The 18750-nt window shown below is 32.2% G+C and carries 17 protein-coding genes, 1 tRNA gene and 2 pseudogenes; 16 read left to right on the top strand and 4 right to left on the bottom strand.

The window, feature by feature from the left end; all coding sequences use genetic code 11:
- Positions 1-208: 208 nt before the first annotated feature.
- The 6 genes and pseudogenes from KPL38_RS20005 to KPL38_RS08150 all read left to right on the top strand — a co-directional run.
- A pseudogene (locus KPL38_RS20005) lies at positions 209-313 on the top strand (hypothetical protein); the annotation flags it as partial.
- A 109-nt stretch (positions 314-422) separates the two neighbouring features.
- Entirely contained in the window at positions 423-1946 is a 1524-nt protein-coding gene (locus tag KPL38_RS08170) for an L-lactate permease (RefSeq protein WP_216288655.1), read from the top strand.
- 12 nt (positions 1947-1958) lie between these two features.
- Complete coding sequence (larA, locus tag KPL38_RS08165; protein WP_216288654.1) at positions 1959-3239, top strand: nickel-dependent lactate racemase; 1281 nt, start codon at positions 1959-1961, stop codon at positions 3237-3239.
- A gap of 219 nt (positions 3240-3458) precedes the next feature.
- Positions 3459-3836, top strand: coding sequence for a substrate-binding domain-containing protein (locus KPL38_RS08160; RefSeq protein ID WP_216288657.1), 378 nt, complete (start codon positions 3459-3461; stop codon positions 3834-3836).
- 11 nt (positions 3837-3847) lie between these two features.
- A pseudogene (locus KPL38_RS08155) lies at positions 3848-4047 on the top strand (GTP 3',8-cyclase MoaA); the annotation flags it as partial.
- A 20-nt stretch (positions 4048-4067) separates the two neighbouring features.
- The gene (locus tag KPL38_RS08150) at positions 4068-4502 is read left to right on the top strand and encodes an MOSC domain-containing protein (RefSeq protein ID WP_216288653.1); all 435 of its coding nucleotides are present in this window, start codon (positions 4068-4070) and stop codon (positions 4500-4502) included.
- 132 nt (positions 4503-4634) lie between these two features.
- On the opposite strand, the gene KPL38_RS08145 is transcribed toward KPL38_RS08150, so the two are convergent.
- From KPL38_RS08145 to KPL38_RS08135, 3 genes are all read right to left on the bottom strand, one after another.
- Positions 4635-6122 (bottom strand): HesA/MoeB/ThiF family protein, encoded by a 1488-nt coding sequence (locus tag KPL38_RS08145; RefSeq protein ID WP_216288652.1) that lies wholly within the window; start codon positions 6120-6122, stop codon positions 4635-4637.
- Between the two features lie 38 nt (positions 6123-6160).
- On the bottom strand, positions 6161-6529 hold the full coding sequence (locus tag KPL38_RS08140; RefSeq protein ID WP_216288651.1) for an iron-sulfur cluster assembly scaffold protein: 369 nt from the start codon (positions 6527-6529) through the stop codon (positions 6161-6163).
- 245 nt (positions 6530-6774) lie between these two features.
- Positions 6775-7857, bottom strand: a complete 1083-nt coding sequence (locus KPL38_RS08135; protein WP_216288650.1) for an XdhC family protein — start codon at positions 7855-7857, stop codon at positions 6775-6777.
- 310 nt (positions 7858-8167) lie between these two features.
- Between KPL38_RS08135 and KPL38_RS08130 the strand changes: the two genes are divergently transcribed.
- The 10 genes from KPL38_RS08130 to KPL38_RS08085 all read left to right on the top strand — a co-directional run bounded on the left by KPL38_RS08130 (position 8168) and on the right by KPL38_RS08085 (position 18341).
- On the top strand, positions 8168-8659 hold the full coding sequence (locus KPL38_RS08130) for a MogA/MoaB family molybdenum cofactor biosynthesis protein (RefSeq protein WP_216288649.1): 492 nt from the start codon (positions 8168-8170) through the stop codon (positions 8657-8659).
- 46 nt (positions 8660-8705) lie between these two features.
- Positions 8706-9929, top strand: coding sequence for a molybdopterin molybdotransferase MoeA (locus KPL38_RS08125; RefSeq protein WP_216288648.1), 1224 nt, complete (start codon positions 8706-8708; stop codon positions 9927-9929).
- 93 nt (positions 9930-10022) lie between these two features.
- A complete protein-coding gene (locus KPL38_RS08120; protein ID WP_216288647.1) occupies positions 10023-11930 on the top strand; it encodes a molybdopterin biosynthesis protein in 1908 nt (635 codons plus the stop codon).
- Positions 11931-11941: 11 nt separating this feature from the next.
- Positions 11942-12901 carry a GTP 3',8-cyclase MoaA gene (gene moaA / locus KPL38_RS08115; RefSeq protein WP_216288646.1) on the top strand — a complete coding sequence of 320 codons (960 nt, stop codon included), beginning with the start codon at positions 11942-11944 and terminating at the stop codon, positions 12899-12901.
- A 4-nt stretch (positions 12902-12905) separates the two neighbouring features.
- Positions 12906-13385 carry a cyclic pyranopterin monophosphate synthase MoaC gene (gene moaC, locus KPL38_RS08110; RefSeq protein WP_216288645.1) on the top strand — a complete coding sequence of 160 codons (480 nt, stop codon included), beginning with the start codon at positions 12906-12908 and terminating at the stop codon, positions 13383-13385.
- Positions 13385-13819 (top strand): MOSC domain-containing protein, encoded by a 435-nt coding sequence (locus KPL38_RS08105; protein WP_216288644.1) that lies wholly within the window; start codon positions 13385-13387, stop codon positions 13817-13819. The genes moaC and KPL38_RS08105 overlap by 1 nt, the downstream gene beginning before the upstream one ends.
- 371 nt (positions 13820-14190) lie before the next feature.
- Positions 14191-14282: transfer RNA gene (locus tag KPL38_RS08100), tRNA-Ser, on the top strand.
- A gap of 1020 nt (positions 14283-15302) precedes the next feature.
- Entirely contained in the window at positions 15303-16376 is a 1074-nt protein-coding gene (locus KPL38_RS08095) for a FecCD family ABC transporter permease (RefSeq protein WP_216288643.1), read from the top strand.
- 80 nt (positions 16377-16456) lie between these two features.
- Positions 16457-17236, top strand: coding sequence for an ABC transporter ATP-binding protein (locus KPL38_RS08090; RefSeq protein WP_216288642.1), 780 nt, complete (start codon positions 16457-16459; stop codon positions 17234-17236).
- 34 nt (positions 17237-17270) lie between these two features.
- Positions 17271-18341, top strand: coding sequence for an ABC transporter substrate-binding protein (locus KPL38_RS08085; RefSeq protein WP_216288641.1), 1071 nt, complete (start codon positions 17271-17273; stop codon positions 18339-18341).
- A 129-nt stretch (positions 18342-18470) separates the two neighbouring features.
- On the opposite strand, the gene KPL38_RS08080 is transcribed toward KPL38_RS08085, so the two are convergent.
- Entirely contained in the window at positions 18471-18695 is a 225-nt protein-coding gene (locus KPL38_RS08080) for a MoaD/ThiS family protein (RefSeq protein WP_216288640.1), read from the bottom strand.
- Positions 18696-18750: the final 55 nt, after the last annotated feature.

The raw sequence follows: 18750 nt of genomic DNA, 5'->3' as shown, positions 1-18750 counted from the left end.
AAATATAGGAGGGGAATACATATGAAAATATTAGTTTATATGAAGAAGGAGGAATATTCATGAGTAAATTAAGTTATCATTAAGGGCGAGTAAATAAAACAAACGTTAAACAATTAATAAAATTTTCCCTTTTGGTGCGATCGAATACAATTATAAAAAATCGAAGTTAATGTAGGTTGTAAAATGTTTAAGGTATGCTAATAAAGCTTATATTCTAAAACAATTAGGTCCAGTATGTGTATTTCTTGTGAAAAACATAAAATTAGCATTTGATTCTGAAAATATATTAGATCCAGGAAAGGTTTGTGAATAAAACGGATATAACCCCAATGTCTTTTAGAGATGTTGGCGATATTATAATGCCTTTATGTAAACGATTTAAAATTGCTAATAATATTACTAAGTAAAGGAGAGAATACAACATGAATACTTATTTATTATTTTTCATAGCACTTATCCCTATAGTATGGTTAATGGTGTCCCTAGGTGTATTAAAAATGCCAGGACATAAAACATGTTCAATTACACTTGTAATTACAATAATACTTGCAGTTTTAGTTTGGAAAATGCCAATAGATCAAGCACTTACAGCAACTCTTGAGGGTGCAACAATGGCAATATGGCCAATAATTGCTGTAATAATAGCAGCAGTGTTTACCTACAATTTATCTATTTATACAAAAAGCATGGATGTAATAAAGGATATGATGACAGGAATAACAACTGATAGAAGAATACTTGTTTTAATTGTTGCTTGGGGATTCGGTGGATTTCTTGAAGCAATTGCAGGTTTCGGTACAGCAGTTGCAATACCTGCAAGTATTTTAGCCGCACTTGGTTTTGATCCTATATTTGCAGCAATAATATGTCTTATAGCAAATACAACGCCAACAGCTTTTGGAGCAATAGGTTTACCTGTAACTACTCTTGCAAAAGTTGCAGGAATTAATCCAGTTACTTTAAGTTATGCAGTTGGACTTCAATTATTTGTATTAATCGTAATTTTACCATTAATACTGGTAATGCTGACAGGTAAAAGTTTAAAGGCCATAAAGGGAGTAGTTCTAATTTGTCTTGCTTCAGGACTATCTTTTGCAATACCAGAACTTTTAGTAGCAAAAACTATGGGTGCTGAACTTCCAGCATTAATAGGTTCAATAATATGTATCATTGTAACAGTTACAATAGCTAAAGTATTCTACAAAAAAACTGCAGCTACAGATAAGGTTAAAATATCTTTACACAAAGCATTTATAGCATGGGTTCCATTTATTTTAATCTTAACTTTAATTTTAATAACAAGTTCTTTAGTTCCAGCAATCAATAAACCATTATCAACTTTAAAATCATCATTTATGATATATAATGGTCCACATGCAGCACTTAGTACCTTTGCATGGATTGTAAATCCAGGTACACTTATATTTATAGCAACATTTATAGGTGGACTTGTTCAGGGAGCTAAAGCTAAAGATATTATGAAAGTATTTCTAGACACTTGTAAACAAATGAGTAAAACCGCAATTACTATAGTTGCTATTGTATCTCTTGCAAAGGTAATGAGCCATAGTGGAATGATAACATCCATTGCAGTTGTACTTGTTGCAGTAACAGGAAGCTTTTATCCATTATTTGCACCAATTATAGGTGCTCTAGGTACCTTTGTAACTGGTAGTGATACCTCTGCAAATGTATTGTTCGGACCGTTGCAGGTTGAAGTAGCAAGAAATTTGCATATGAGTCCTTACTGGTTAGCAGCTGCTAATACTGGTGGTGCTACTGCTGGTAAAATGATTTCTCCTCAAAGTATTGCGGTTGCTACAGCAGCTACAGGACTTGTAGGAGCAGAAGGTAAGATATTAAAGGCAACTTTAAAATTTTGCCTAGCATATGTAGTAATCTTAGGGTTAATTACTTATTTTGGAGCAAGCTTTTTTACAATGTAGGGAGGGATATAAATGACAAAAGTCAAAATACCATATTCAAAAAGGTTTTTGGAAATTGAACTACCTGAAAAAAATTTGTTGGCGATATTAGAATCAAAGGCTCATGATTTCAAAGTAAAAAGCACTCAGCAGGATATTGTAAACAAAGCACTTGATAATCCTATTGGAAGTGTAAAACTAGAAGAGCTAGTTAAAAACAAGAAAAACATAGTAATAATAACTAGTGATCATACAAGACCTGTACCAAGTAAAATTACAATGCCAATACTTCTTAAGAGAATTAGAGCGATTAATCCTAAAATTGATATAACAATATTAATTGCAACTGGATTTCATAGACCAACTACAACTGAAGAGATGATTAATAAATTTGGACAAGAAATTGTAGATAATGAAAAGATAGTAATTCATGTATCAACTGACTATAATTCTGTTGTACATGTTGGAACTCTTCCATCTGGTGGAGAATTATTGCTTAATAAGATTGCGATGGAAGCAGAGCTATTAATAGCAGAAGGATTTATAGAACCACATTTCTTTGCAGGATTTTCTGGAGGTCGCAAAAGCATTCTTCCTGGAGTGGCGTCAGCAAAGACAGTTATGGCCAATCATTGTTCTGAATTTATAGCAAGCGAGTTCGCTCGCTCTGGAGTTATTAAAAATAACCCAATTCATATAGATATGTTATATGCTGCAAAAGAGGCAAAACTTGCATTTATACTAAATGTTGTTATTGACAGCGAGAAAAAGATAATAAGTGCATTTGCAGGAGATAGTGAGCTTGCACATGTTGAGGGGTGTAAATTTGTAATGGAACTTGCATCTGTAAAAGCTGTTAAAGCAGATATTGCTATATCGACTAATGGAGGCTACCCTCTAGACCAAAACCTATATCAGTCTGTAAAAGGTATGACGGCAGCTGAAGCAACTTGCAAGGATGGAGGAGTTATAATCATGGTGTCTGCTTGTAATGATGGACATGGTGGTCAGTCATTCTATGACAATATAGCAAATGCAAGTAGCCCAAGAGAGGTTCTTGATAAGGTAATTAAAGTAGGAAGAAATGAAACGGCACCAGACCAATGGGAATTCCAGATACTTGCACGAATACTTGATAAGTTTACTGTAATTCTTGTTTCAGATTTGTGTGATCCTGAAATGATAAAGAAAATGCATATGCAACATGCATTTACATTTGAAGAGGCACTTAAAAAAGCTTTTGAGATAAAGGGTAAAGAGGCAACAATAACAGTAATACCTGATGGAGTTTCTGTAATAGTAAGACAACTTTAAAGCTTATTTTTATTTTGAAATGTGATTTAAAGGTATGTAATATATCAATATAGTATTAATGCGTTAGTCAGATAAAATTAATTTTATCTGACTAACGCATTTTGTTTTTATTAAATTGTTTAAGTTTGTACAAACCGGGAAGTAGTTACAAGAAAATTTTTAAGTGAGAATAAATTACCAGAATAACATTAACAATAGTAAATACTGTAAAAACAAGAAATTGGAAAATTTGTTAATAGACAAAGAGGTTCGGGCACCAGGTTATTTTTAGATTATAACTTAAAAAAACTTAATATTAATTCACAAAGTATATCTGGGTATGAAAGAGAAGAATTTACACATATTGCAGTTGCGGCAGTAGTTGCAGCAGGAGATGCAGATTGTGGGCTAGGAGTTTATTCAGCAGCTAAGTTAATGAACCTTGATTTCGTAGAACTTGGGAATGAGGAATATGATTTTGCTGTATCTAAGGAATTTATAAATATGGAAATGATAACAGAATTCATTAATGTAATTAAGTCGGAGGAATTTAAAAACGAGCTTGATATACTTTGTGGCTATGATTATACTGAAATAGGGAAAATAATTCTACTTTAGAGGAGGGTTATATGGGAGATAGTTATGGAAGAAAAATCAATTACTTAAGGGTATCAGTAACTGACAGATGTAATTTAAGATTCCAATATTGTATGCCAGAGCAAGGGATTATTAGTAAGGAATACGATGATATTTTACGTTTTGAAGAAATATTAAAGTAATGAAAGATATAGACAAACTTATTTATAAAACATCAGAACTATCAGGAATATTTGAAAGGAAGGAATTGTAATGGCAAAGGTTAATGCTGTAAATATAAGTGAGAAAAAAGGTGTGATAAAACACCCTATAGAAAAAGGCTTTTTTAAGATTAATCATGGACTTGAGGGAGATGCACATGCAGGAAATGGGAATAGGCAAGTGAGTTTTTTTGGGGAAGAAAGTATTGAAAAAATGAGAGCTACTGGAGTAGAAGGTTTGTGCTCTGGAAAGTTTGTTGAAAATATTACTACTGAGGGAATAGTTTTGTTTGAACTTCCAATTGGAACTAAACTTAGAGTAGGAGAGGTACTTTTCGAGGTAACGCAGATAGGAAAAGAATGTCATAAAGGCTGTGAAATTATGAAACTCGTTGGTGAATGTATAATGCCAAGAGAAGGCATATTTGCTATAGTGCTTGAAGAGGGCTATATTAAAGCCGGAGATGAAGTAATAGTGGAGGCATAAGTTTATGGAAACATACGAAAAAACGTCGCATGACAAGTGTAACAAAATGGAAGTTTAGAAAATTGAAATTCCTGCTTAAACATTATATTAGATAAGGGAATCAGTGAAAAATTTAGCTGATTCCCTTATCTTTTATAATTTACATGAGTTAGTATATTCGACTGGAGTATTAATTGTTGGGTGAGTGCCGCATAAATTACATTTAGGTGATTTATTAGTGTTAATATAATCAAAGTCGGAATCTAAGGCATCATAGTAGATTATTCGATTATATAAAGTTTCGCCAACTTTCATAAGTAGTTTTACAACTTCAGCTGCTTGAATAAAGCCCATTACTCCAGGTACCGGTCCTAAGACACCTGCTTCAGAGCAACGCATAACATTATTTTGTTCTGGTTTAACGGGGAAAACACAACGATAACATGGGCCTTCATTTGGTAATATTGTCATAATTAATCCATGAAGCTTTACAGCGGCAGCATCAACAAGCGGTTTATTTAAAAAGAAACATGTGTCATTTAGAAGATACCGAGCTGGAAAATTATCAACGCCATCTATAATAACATCATAATCTTTAATTATGTCTTTAGAATTGTTAATATTGAGGTCAGTATTGTAAGTTACAACATTCACATCTGGATTAATATTTTTTATGAAAACTTTTGCTGAGTCCACCTTTGGCATATTAATTCTAGAAGCAGAATGAAGTATTTGACGATTAAGGTTACTAATTTCTACTTTATCATAATCAACAAGACCGATTGTTCCAATTCCTAAACAGGCTAAAGCAAATGCTACAGGAGACCCAAGTCCTCCGGTACCTACAATTAATACTTTACTATCTGATAGATTTTTAGTATTATTAGTTTCTTTTAAATATGAAGATAAATGATTCTCAGAGTAATTATCTTTAAAAAAATCAATTATTGTTGAATTTATGACCTTAGTATCCAATTTGTAGAATTTCATTGGTAGAAGATCAAAACATAAAGGTTTATCTAATATCGTCCCAATATTTAAACAAAGTTTTACACATTCAACTGTAGTGAGTGCTCCAAGAAGGTTATGAGAAAGAATATTACCTTCTTTAGCATAAGCTTTATTTCGGAGGGGATTTGAGTCCAAGGTTAAGGAATTTGAAATTAAAGAATTAAAATCCACCTCATTACAAAATGTTTGAAGAATTCCCTTCCATCCACCATTAATTGCTAGTATTGTAGGAATGAATTTAGAAGGAGTCTGACTACTAGCAAAACGCATCAACATACTTTGGAGGTCCTCATAGTTACTAATTAATATTCTAATTTCAAAACCTTCAATAGAAAGTGAGTTACCGCGAACTATTGGTATTTTTTTATCAGTTAGTGTAACAACTACATCTTCATTTAAATCTTTTATATTATTATATAACTCATCAAAGCCCTGGTCATCTTTAAAAGAGCAGAAAATGTATCCTATTCCAGAGGCAGCAAGATAATATATAAGGGATGAGGCCTCTAGTACTGTAGATGAATATAAATAAATTTTTGACTCTAATATTTTTTTTTGACCTGGTCCACTTATTTCAGGAATTATTATATGTCTTAAATATCTATTAATTTGATTTTTAGATAAAATCATTAAAATAAGACTTCCTCTCTTTAAAAAATAAATATAATTTATTTTTGAGATGATAAATAATTTTTTATTGCATTGTGTAATGCATCTGCCGCTATATTTGAACAAAGCAACTTTTCCTTAGGCAATCCGCCTAGAGCATTTGAAACATCTTTATTTTTAATATTTAAGGCATCAGTAAGTGTTTTATTAATTGCCAGTAATGTAACCATGCTACTTGCCGCAATTGCTGCGCCACATCCAAAGGTTTTAAACTTAATATCTATCAATAGGTTGTTTTTTACCTTAATGAAAATTTTTATTTTGTCACCGTCTACTAGGTTTCCAACTTCTCCGATAGCATCTGCATCAGGCATTTCTCCAACATTTCTTGGATCAGAAAAATGATCCATAACAATATCATTATACATGGTTACACCTCCAGAAAAAACATAGACATATTCATATAAAGCGTTTACAGATATTATAATGGTTTTATGTGTAATTATCAAGAAAAAACAGTTTGTGTAAAATCCTAGTCAATGTTCTTAAAAGTTTAATGTTCGGTAAATTACCAAGAACTATTTTTATGGGAAATAGTTCTGATGTGGAGATTATTGGGATTAAACGTATTGAGCAATCTGCATGCCGCTGGTAGCAATGATGCGTTCTATTCTCAAAAAGTCTCTATTATAACGTTCATAATGCCTCCACATACCATGCCTTCATCTTCCGCAATGGTACCGGTCATGTCTATGCTTTGAAGTTTGTATCCACCATCCTTAATTAAATTACGGGCGGTATTAATTATTTCACCTTCACTACACCCTCCGCCGATACTACCTAAGATCTTTCCAAATGGCCATATAATCATTTTAGCTCCAGCATTTCTTGGAACTGAGCCTTTAGTAGAAATAATCGTAATAAGTGCTCTTGGAGAAATTTCTTCTTTACATAATTCATTTAATACATCATGATCAAATTCTGGCCAATTGGTTTTAATAGGATTAGTAACAGAGGTGGTTACATTGCCAAGTCTTCTGTAGCTAATTACCTGTGATATAATAGAAAGCGCTATTTCATCAGGTGTAACGGCACCTATTTTAAGACCTATAGGTGCATTAACTGCGTTTAACTTTTCCTTAGCATACCCATCGTCTAGCATTTGCTGCATAACAATTTTAACACGGCGTTTTGAACCAATCATTCCGACATAGGCAGTGTTATGTTTTAAAACCTGTCTAAGACAGTCCATATCATGGCGATGACCTCGAGTTACAATAACAACATAGGCAGATTTATTTAAATTTATAAAATCAAAACAGTTATCGAAACTCTCGCAAATTACTTTTCGTGCAGTAGGGAATCGTTCACTATTTGCGAATGATGGTCTATCATCGATAACTGTAACCGAAAATCCTGTTTTTGAGGCAAATTCAGCTAAGGGTTTAGCAATGTGCCCACCACCTAAAATTATTAATCGTGGTTCAGGAAAATATGCTTCAATTAAATAAGTTTCATCCTCAGATTTTTTAACAAATTGAAGATTACCGGTTTCTAAAGCATATTTTGACTTTTGGTAAAGTAGTTTATCTAAATCCGATTGGCAATTAAACTCACTTAGATTTCCATCGGTATAAAGAAGTTTGTTCTGAGATGTTACATTATTATTATTATTATTATTTAAATTTGTTATTATTACACAATTGTTACCCTTATCAAGTTCGAGTAGTAAATTTTTATATGTAATTACATTCATGATTTATCCCTCCTAGCTCATTATCCTCAATTATTTTTGTTATTCTAATTGTATCAATAAATTTTAAAATTTCAAACAAAAAATACATATTAAGTAAAAAAGACAAAATAAATTGATGCAAATAATAGATATATATTGGTATCTAATACCATATGAATTGAAAATATGGTAAAATAACGTTGTTAGAAATTCATATAGAAATTATTTATATAGCATATAAAGGCGATGGGCGGTATAAAGAGTATAATGAAAATGAAGTTCTAAATATAAAATTAAAATTCAGAAGATTCTTTAAAAGGGAGCGATGAAAATGATAAAAACTGCGATATTAACCATGAGTGACAAGGGATCTAAAGGGGAAAGAACTGATGGGACAGGCCCTGCCATAAGAAAAGAACTAGAAGGCAAAGGTTTTATTATAACTTTCTATAAAATGATATCAGATGAAAAAAAAGAAATAGAAACAGAATTAATTTATTTATGTGATGAGCTTAAGGTTGATTTGGTTTTAACTAATGGGGGAACTGGTTTTTCACAAAGAGATGTGACTCCTGAGGCAACACAAAATGTAATTGAGAGATATGTACCAGGTATTGGTGAAACTATGAGAATGAAATCGCTTGCGATTACCCCAATGGCTATGCTTTCAAGAGGTATTGCAGGAATTCGCAAAAAAACCTTGATTGTTAATCTGCCTGGAAGTCCAAAGGGAGCTACAGAAAATCTTCAATTTATATTATCTTCAATTCCACATGGGATTGCCATACTTACAGGTAAAGATAGCGAATGTGCTAGAACATAGCAATCATGTGATAGTTAAAGAAAAAGTGACAAAAGGATGGATGAGAATGGAACTTTTTAATGTAGTATCAGTAGAAGAAGCCAAACAAATAATAGATAAATCTTTTAACTATAAGTTAAGATATGAAAAAATTAACATTTTGAAAAGTGTTTCTAGAATAAGTTTTAAAGATATAAAAGCTGATTGTAATATACCAGAATTCAAAAGATCCACAGTAGATGGGTTCGCAGTTATATCAAGAGATGTGTCTGGAGCTAGCGAGGCAATGCCTTCTATAATAGAGTTAAAAGGTGAGGTGTTGATGGGAAAGGTTCCTCCAGCAGATATTGAATGTGGAGAATGTTTATACGTGCCTACAGGCGGGATGCTTCCTAAAAGTGCAGATAGCGTTGTAATGGTTGAATACAGTAATAATTTGGACAAAAATACAGTGCTTATATATTCACCTGTGGCCAAAGGTGATAATGTAATACAAGTAGGAGAAGATATCAAGGCTCAGGATACTGTTATAAAAGGGGGAGACAAGCTTAGACCCTATGAAATTGGTGTTCTAGCAAGCATTGGTGTTTCAGATTTAATGGTTTATAAAAGACCTAAGGTTGGCATTATTTCAACTGGTGATGAAGTAGTAACTTGTAATGAAAAACCAAGTTTAGGGGAGGTACGGGATATAAACACTTACCTAATTTGGTCTCTGGTTGTTGAGGATGGATTCGAGCCAGTAAGTTATGGAATTATTAAGGATGATTATGAACTTTTAAAGAGTGTAACTAATAAAGCATTTAATGAATGTGATTTGGTACTGATTTCAGGAGGAAGTTCTGTTGGGACTAAAGACCATACCTTAAAGGTTATAGCTTCGTTCGATGATGGAGAGGTTTTAATACATGGTATAGCAGTAAAACCTGGGAAACCAACTATAATAGGAAAGCATAATGGAAAAATAATATTTGGTCTTCCAGGACATCCACTTGCATGCTCCGTTATATATAAAATTCTTGTACGAAATTATATATATAGTTTAATGTCTCAAAATGAAAAAAATTATGGAATAAATGCTGTAATGAGCATTAATTATCACAAGGCTAAGGGACGAGAAGAATATTTACCTGTAGAACTTGAAACAATAGATGGTTTAGTTGTTGCAAAACCTGTGTTTGGTAAATCAGGAATTATTACAGCCTTTTCAAAGGCGTTTGGATATATTATAATAGAAAAAAATGTTGAAGGTTTAAAGGAAAATCAAACAGTTGAAGTCTACAAATTATAAGAAAAAATAGGACATAAGGGCAAAATAGACTACTATACTAATTAGTTATATTTTTAATGATGCCTTAATATAAATACAAAGGGGATGAGAATATTGGCTCAAGAAGTCTTTTTATCTAATATGGATTTAAATGAAGCGGTTAAAATATACTTTAATAAGTTATCAAATATTAAAGGTGAAAAGGAAAATGTGATTACTTGGGATTCGGCAGGTAGAGTATCATACTCACCAATTTTTGCAAAAATATCCTCCCCATTTTACAATAGTTCAGCTATGGATGGTATTGCAACAATGAGTACGAAAACATATGGAGCAACAGATCGGAGTCACATAGAACTGCAGGAAAAGATTGATTACGTAGTAGTGGATACTGGAGATCCAATACCTAAAGAATATGATTGTGTAATTATGATAGAGGATTTAATAAATTTAGAAAAGGGAAAAATATCTATTTATAAAAGTGCTACCCCTTGGCAAAATATTAGACCTATTGGAGAGGATATTGTTGAAACACAACTTATTATTCCAACGAATCATGTAATAAGGCCTGCTGACATAGGAGCGATAATTGCAGGCGGAGTAAACAAGATTGATGTTTATAAAAGGCCGGTGGTCGGAATAATTCCAACTGGAACTGAGATGGTAGAGCCAGGTGGGAAACTTAAAATTGGTGACATTATTGAGTTCAATTCAAGAGTATTTTCAGCTCAGGTCAAGGAATGGGGTGGAGTGCCCATAAGATTTGATATTGTAGCCGATGATTATTCACTTATTAAAGATGCCATAAAAAAAGCAACCCAGCAATGTGATATTGTACTTGTTAATGCAGGTTCTTCAGCAGGTAGGGAAGATTTCACTTGTGATGTAATAGAGGAATTAGGTGAAGTTTGTGTACATGGAGTATCTATTAAGCCAGGTAAGCCAGTTATTCTTGGAAGTATTGATGGAAAACCTGTAATGGGTATACCAGGATTTCCAGTATCTGCTTATTTTGTTATGGAAAATATATGTAAGAAAATAGTCCATGCTTATGCAGGAATAAATAAAGAAGAGTTTGTGAGCATTGAGGTTACACTTACTAGGCGTATAATGTCCACCTTAAAATATTTAGAATTTGTAAGGGTTAAGATTGGATTTGTATCAGGAAGGTACATTGCAACACCAATAGGCCGTGGAGCTGGAACAACAATGTCTTTGGTTCTAGCAGATGGGGTACTCGAAATTCCACAAAATATTGAAGGATATGAAGCTAAAACTGTTGTGAGTGTTAAACTTTTAAGAAACCTTGATGAAATTAAAAATACTTTAGTATGTATTGGGAGTCATGATCCAATAGTTGACATAGCATCGGATCTTTATCATAAAAAAAATAGCAGGTATTTTCTCTCTTCTGCTCACGTTGGAAGTATGGGAGGAATAATGGCACTGATTGGAAAAGAGACCCATATATCACCTATTCATTTGTTGGATATGGATGATGGCAGTTATAATATTTCTTATCTTAAAAAGTATTTACCTGAGACTTCCATGGTATTAATTAAAGGTGTTAAAAGAATTCAGGGAATTATAGTGACTAAAGGGAATCCTTTAAACATTAAATGTTTACTAGATATAGTTAAAAGCGGTAGAAGATTTGTAAATAGACAAAGAGGATCGGGTACAAGGCTATTTTTAGATTATAATCTAAAAAAATTCAATATCAAATCAAAAGAAATACATGGCTATGAAAGAGAAGAATTTACTCATATTGCTGTTGCAGCAGTAGTTGCAGCGGGGGATGCAGATTGTGGTCTTGGAATTTATTCTGCAGCTAAATTATTGGGGCTAGATTTTATAAAACTTGGAAATGAGAATTATGATTTTGCAGTGCCTAAGGAATATATAGACATGAATATGATAAAAGAATTTATAGAAGTAATTAAAAGTGATGAATTTAAAAAGGAACTTGACACTCTTGGTGGCTATGATTATACAGATATAGGTAAAATAATTGAACTTTAGGAGGTAGGCTTATGAGGGATAGTCATGGGAGAAATATCAATTATTTAAGAATATCGGTAACTGATAGATGTAATTTAAGATGCATATATTGCATGCCAGAACTAGGCGTAGAAAGTTTAAAACATACTGATATCCTACGATTTGAAGAAATCTTAAAAATAGTAAGAATATCAGAAACATTGGGTATTAACAAAATAAGATACACTGGTGGTGAGCCACTTGTAATGACAGATATAGATAAACTCATATATGAAACTTCAAAACTACAAGGTATAAATGATATTGCTATAACTACAAATGGCATTTTACTTGCGGACATGGCAAGTGATTTAAAAAAAGCCGGACTTAAAAGAGTTAACGTTAGCCTTGATACGTTAGATCCTGTGAAGTTTAAAAATATAACAAGATTAGGAAATTTAGATAAGGTAATTGAAAGTATAGATAGATGTATTATAATTGGGTTAAAGCCTGTAAAAATTAATACTGTATTAATGCGAGGGTTTAATGATACAGAGTTTGATGATTTTTTAGATTTAACTAGGGAAATGCCAGTGGAGATAAGATTTATTGAACTAATGCCTATAGGTGAGGGTATAAAAATTTATGATAAAAGCAAATTGAGTTTTATGGAAATGCTAAAGAATCATCCTGAGCTAATTAAAATAGAAGATGAAAAGAGTAGCACTGCTCAGTTGTACAAGCTACCTGGAGCGAAAGGAAAGATCGGATTTATTAGCCCAGTAAGTCATAAGTTTTGTTCAGATTGCAATAAAATACGACTTACATCAACAGGAACAATTAAACCCTGCCTTCATTCAAAAGAAGAAATAAACCTTAGGCAATACCTAAATAATGAAGAGATGCTTACAAATGCATTAAAACAAGTAATTTTTAATAAACCACTTGAACATCATCTTGAGGAAGAAAAAATTAGTAGAAGCGAAAAGACAATGTACCAAATAGGAGGATAAAATAATGCAACTTACACATATAAATGAACAAGGAAGAGCTAAAATGGTTGATGTATCTGAAAAGAATGACACAGTAAGGGAAGCAATAGCTATTGGATCAATTTCAATGAAGAGGGAAACTATAGAAAAAATAAAAAATGGATCTATTTCAAAAGGAGATGTATTATCTGTAGCTCAGGTAGGAGGAATTATGGGTGCAAAAAGTACTTCACAGGTAATACCAATGTGTCATCCTATAATGATATCTGCTTGTGATATAAGTTTTAAAATTGACTCAGAGAATAATAAAATTGATATTACTGCAACTACAAGGACTGTTGGAAAGACAGGCATTGAAATGGAAGCGCTTACTGCGGTATCTGTAGCAGCACTAACTATATATGATATGTGTAAGGCAATAGACAGAGAAATGGTTATAAATAATATTATGCTTGTAAGAAAAAGTGGAGGAAAATCAGGGATATTTGAAAGGAAGGCGCTATGATGGCAAAGGTTATCGCAGTTAATATAAGTGAGAAAAAAGGTGTAGTAAAACATCCTATCGAAAAAGGTTTCTTTAAATCAAATTATGGTCTAGAAGGAGATGCTCATGCGGGCAAGTGGCATAGGCAGGTTAGCTTTCTTGGAGTTGAGAGTATTGATAAAATGAAAGCAAAGGGTGCACAGGGATTAAGTGCAGGGAAATTTGCTGAAAATATTACTACAGAAGGAATAGTTTTGTTTGAGCTTCCAATAGGAACTAAGCTTAAAATTGGAGAGGTGGTTTTAGAGGTAACGCAGATAGGAAAGGAATGTCATGCCGGTTGTGAAATTATGAAACTTGTTGGTGATTGCATAATGCCAAGAGAGGGTATATTTGCTAGAGTACTAGAAGAAGGGTATATTAAAGCAGGAGACGATATCGAAATAATTAAATAGATATTAAAAAATGGAGCTATGAAAGACAATTTAACTTGTGTACTGGAATAGATGCAACGCATAATAAGAGAATAAGTAGTAATTTAACTGATTCTCTTATTATTATTATTATTATTATATTGAGCAAGTGTAGCAATTATTGGTTTAGTACCACATAAATCACAACTTTGAGATTTATTCATAATTGCCGTATAAAAGTCAGAATTAAAGCAATCATAGTAGATTATTCTATTATGTAGTGTGTTACATAAATTTAATAACAATTTTATAACTATTACAAGATTAAGTTTTAGAAAATATTTGAATAAAAACAGAAATATACTTTAAATAAAATAAAAATATGTTATAATATAAAATGCAACTTAATGTTTGGAGAGATGTCCGAGTGGCCTATGGTACCTGCCTCGAAAACAGGCGAACGGGTTAATCCGTTCCGAGGGTTCAAATCCCTCTTTCTCCGCCAAGATCAAGGACTCTAGCAATTTATGCTAGAGTCTTTTTGTAGGCTTTTTTTCTGAAAATGGGGTTTGTAGCGTCCGTTTGACGACAAAATAGGAAAGACTAAATGAAAATGGATGATAATTATATTTTAATTAAATTAAAAATGGCTATTTAATATGAATAAAATTAGAACATTTTACGTGGAACCGTATTAGTTGTAGACTTTTGTATTATGAAATATTGAGAGAAGCCTAAGAAGCCTAGTATTATGGGGATAGGGGTTCGACACCCCTCGCCTCCACCAGTAAAACCATCAACTAAATTTAGTCGGGTTTTTTTTTATGTTTTAATTTAGTTAAATTAGTATGGTGAAGTAAACTGTACCGAAAGAACAGTGGTTTTTAGCTTCCTTATAAAAAAGATTAGACTAAAAATGAACTTTTTAACGCAGTAAAATGTATCCTACATGGTTATTTTCATAAAAATGTTTAGAACTAGCAGTTGCACAGAAGTTTTAGACGTAACAACTATATCTAGAAGTATTTTAATAAGAGAAATGGGAAAAAGAGGCTTAAATAAACTAAATTAAGAGTTTGTAGAAATATAGGCTCGATTACTAAATGGTATGTAGTTACATGGTGGATATTAATTCCAACAATATAAAAAAATCGTTGTAAAGTAGAGGGGGTTATTCATAAATGTATATTTATATAAGTTAACAAACTAGTGTATAATAATATTTGTTAATACAATCAATTAACAAATTTTCACTAAAGTAGCATGTCAATTAAAAATAATCTAAAAAGTTATATTGTTTTTTTGCAAAAGAGATAGATTAATGCATTTTAGCGTCTTCTTTTAAGGTGTTCTATTTGCGTTTGATTTAACAACATTTTGGAAGCTTCAAGTCTAACATCTTCTATAAGTGGCAGTTGTCTAGACTAGGAAAATTACTTTAGTGGCAGTCTAAATTTGCTTCCAAAGTTGTTAATATTGCAACGACCCAGGAGATGATTTAATAGTTATTAGGAGGGTATTGTACTTGAGTAATGATAAAAACACGGAAACAATCAAAAAAGAGTATATAGGAAATGAACCATCAAAAAAAATCACACAAAATGCCATAATTTTTATTTTAATTGTTTTATTGATTGTCGCATTTATTATATCATTCACACTAGGGAGGTATCCCATCTCATTTAATCAACTTATAAATGCATTTTACTTAAAAATTACACAAAATGGAGCTTCAAATAATACAGTTCAAGCAGTATTATTTGATGTAAGACTTCCTAGAATTATTGCTGCAATTTTGGTTGGTTCAGTACTTTCTGTATCAGGAGCAGCATTTCAAGGGTTATTTAAAAACCCAATGGTATCATCTGATATATTAGGTGCATCCGCAGGAGCAGGTTTTGGCGCTGCAATTGCAATTTTACTTTCATTAGGATCAATATGGATTCAACTTTTATCATTTTCTTTTGGATTAGCCGCAGTTGCACTAACTTATTTTATTAGCAAGGCTGTTGGGCGAGGCAGTAGTCCTATATTGGTGCTCATCCTTACTGGTATGGTTGTACAAGCATTATTTACTTCTTTTATATCACTAACTAAATATGTAGCAGATCCTGACAGTAAATTACCGGCTATTACATTTTGGCTTATGGGTGGATTATCCTCAATTACGATGAATGATATCAAAATTATTCTTATTCCAATGTTACTGGGACTTATACCACTAATGCTTGTAAGATGGAAACTTAATGTGCTTTCATTTGGTGATGAAGAAGCACAGTCAATGGGCATTGATACAAATAAAGTGCGAACGATTACAATAATTTGTGCTACATTACTTACTGCCAGTACAGTATCTATTTGTGGAATGATAGGATGGGTAGGACTAGTAATCCCTCATCTAGCACGAATGATTGTAGGTCCTAATTACAAAGTTCTTTTACCTGCTTCATTACTCGTTGGAGGCATTTTCATGCTAGGAGTTGATGATGTAGCAAGATGTATGTTTGCAATGGAAATTCCACTAGGAATATTAACTGCCATGATTGGTGCCCCAGTCTTTATATATTTGCTACTAAAGGGCAAGAGAGGCTGGATGTAAAACCAAAAGTGAAATAGTAAATCTTTTGTTGTATATTCTACTTAACTTTAAATAAAAAAAGAGGATGTGAAGTTCTTCATATGGAACTTATTATTCAAAATGCTTCCTGTGGTTATGGTACTAAAAATATTATTAAGGATATATCTGTTAGTGTAAAATCGGGGGAAATACTGTGTATCCTAGGTCCAAATGGGGTGGGAAAAACTACGTTATTTAGAACAATATTAGGATTTTTGAAGCTTCAAAGTGGAGAAATTTTATTAGACAAAGAGAACATTAGAACTTGGTCAAAAAAACGTTTGGCAAAAGCAATTAGTTATGTTCCACAGGAACATACACCACCCTTCCCATTTATTGTATTTGATGTAGTATTAATGGGGAGAACTGCGCATTTAGATATGTTTGCCTCTCCATCAAAAAAGGATAAAGAAATTGCAGAACAAGCAATTGATACATTAAATATTTCATATTTAAAGAATCGTATATATACGGAAATAAGTGGTGGTGAAAGGCAAATGGTCTTAATTGCCAGATCTCTTGCCCAGCAAGCCCAAATAATGGTTATGGATGAACCAACTTCAAATTTGGATTTTGGAAATCAGATTAGAGTTTTACAACAGATAAATAATCTTGCGAGTAAAGGTTTTGGGATAATTATGACATCACATTTTCCTGACCATGCATTCCTTTGTTCTACTAAAGCTGCATTAATGCAAAAAAATGATAAATTTATTGTTGGAAATGTAGATGACGTTATTACCGAAGACAATCTTAAATCTGCTTATGGTGTAAATGTAAAAATAATTAGTATAAATGTAAATGGAGAAATTATTAAATCAGTAGTACCGTTACTCAACTGATTTTTTAAAATAAAACATTAAGGGATGTGTTTTTATGTTAAAGAAAAAATTCTTACCATTATTATCTGTACTTATATTTACTTTTTTAATGGCAGGATGTGCTCAAAAGACTGGTTCTTCAACTATGACCAAAACCAAGGTAGCCCCAAAAACTATTACTGATATGGCTGGTAAAAAAATTGTAATTCGCGCTAAAATTAATAGAATTGGGGATGCTTGGCCAGCGCATAATGAAGTTTTAGATATGTTAGGACAGGGAAATAAAATTGTTTCTACAATTCTTACTGCAAAAGGGAGACCGTGGCTTTATCTAATAAATCCACAGATGAATAATGCAGCAACTGTTTTTACAAAAAATGATGTTAATATTGAAGGATTATTAAAGACAAAACCTGATATTATTTTTCTGCCTATTGGTTCTAAATATGCAGATAAAGCAACAAGCATTGGCATACCTGCAGTACAACTTACTTTTAAAGACTTCAATGGATTAAAAAAATGTTTTCAAGTAACTGGAGATATTCTCGGCCCTGATGCTACAAAGAAGGCTACTGCATTTAATACTTATCTTGATAGTAAGTTAAAAATGATTACAGATAAAACATCTACAATACCAACTAACAAGAAACCAAAAGTTATGCATGTCAATACGATTTCACCATTAACAATCGATGGTGGCAGTACAATTATTGATGCCTGGATCAAAGCTGCAGGTGGAATTAATGTAGCATCAGGAATTATTGGTAATGCGAAAGAAGTATCAATGGAACAAATCATGAAATGGAATCCTGATATAATAATATTTGGGCCTGATGCTAAAAAATATAAAACTGTAATAAATACAGATGCATGGAAAAAGGTTGCAGCAGTTAAAAACGGGAAAGTAGTTCTAAACCCTGATGGTGGATACATGTGGGATCGTTATAGTGCTGAAGAAGCATTACAAATACAATGGGCTGCACAATTAATAACTCCTGATAAATTTAAAAATCTAGATATGGTTTCAGAAACAAGAAGTTTTTACAAGACATTTTTAAATTATGATCTTACTGAAGCAGAAGCAAAGCTTATCATTAGTGGTAAGCCTCCAGTTAAAGCACAGTAAAAATACTGATTTAAAAGCAATGTTTTTTATTATTTTATTGGACCTCTCTTTCTATCTTATAGATAGAAAGAGAGGTCCAAATCTAATACGTTTCTTAATTAGTGTGAATACCAATTAGATTAAATTATTTTATCCACCTCCAACTGGCGGAAATAATGATATAGTATCTCCATCTGCTAATTTAATGTCATTTTCTCTATCTCTACCGTTTCTGAGCATAATAGCAATTTCAGACTCTTCTATTCCTAAAATTTTAAAAATATCTTTCGGTGTAGAGCCTTCTTCTAATTCTAAAGTTTGTATTTTTTGCCTACCTTCTCTAAAAGTTGCAAATACTTTGACAAGAACTTTCAAGTTATCACCTCCGTATTAAAATTTAAATTATAAACCGCATGAAATAATTTAAATA

This window comes from Clostridium psychrophilum (assembly GCF_018861705.1).
Lineage (GTDB): Bacteria > Bacillota > Clostridia > Clostridiales > Clostridiaceae > Clostridium_AD > Clostridium_AD psychrophilum.
Note: the sequence above shows the minus strand (reverse complement) of the source record. Positions and strands in the feature narration are given on the sequence as shown.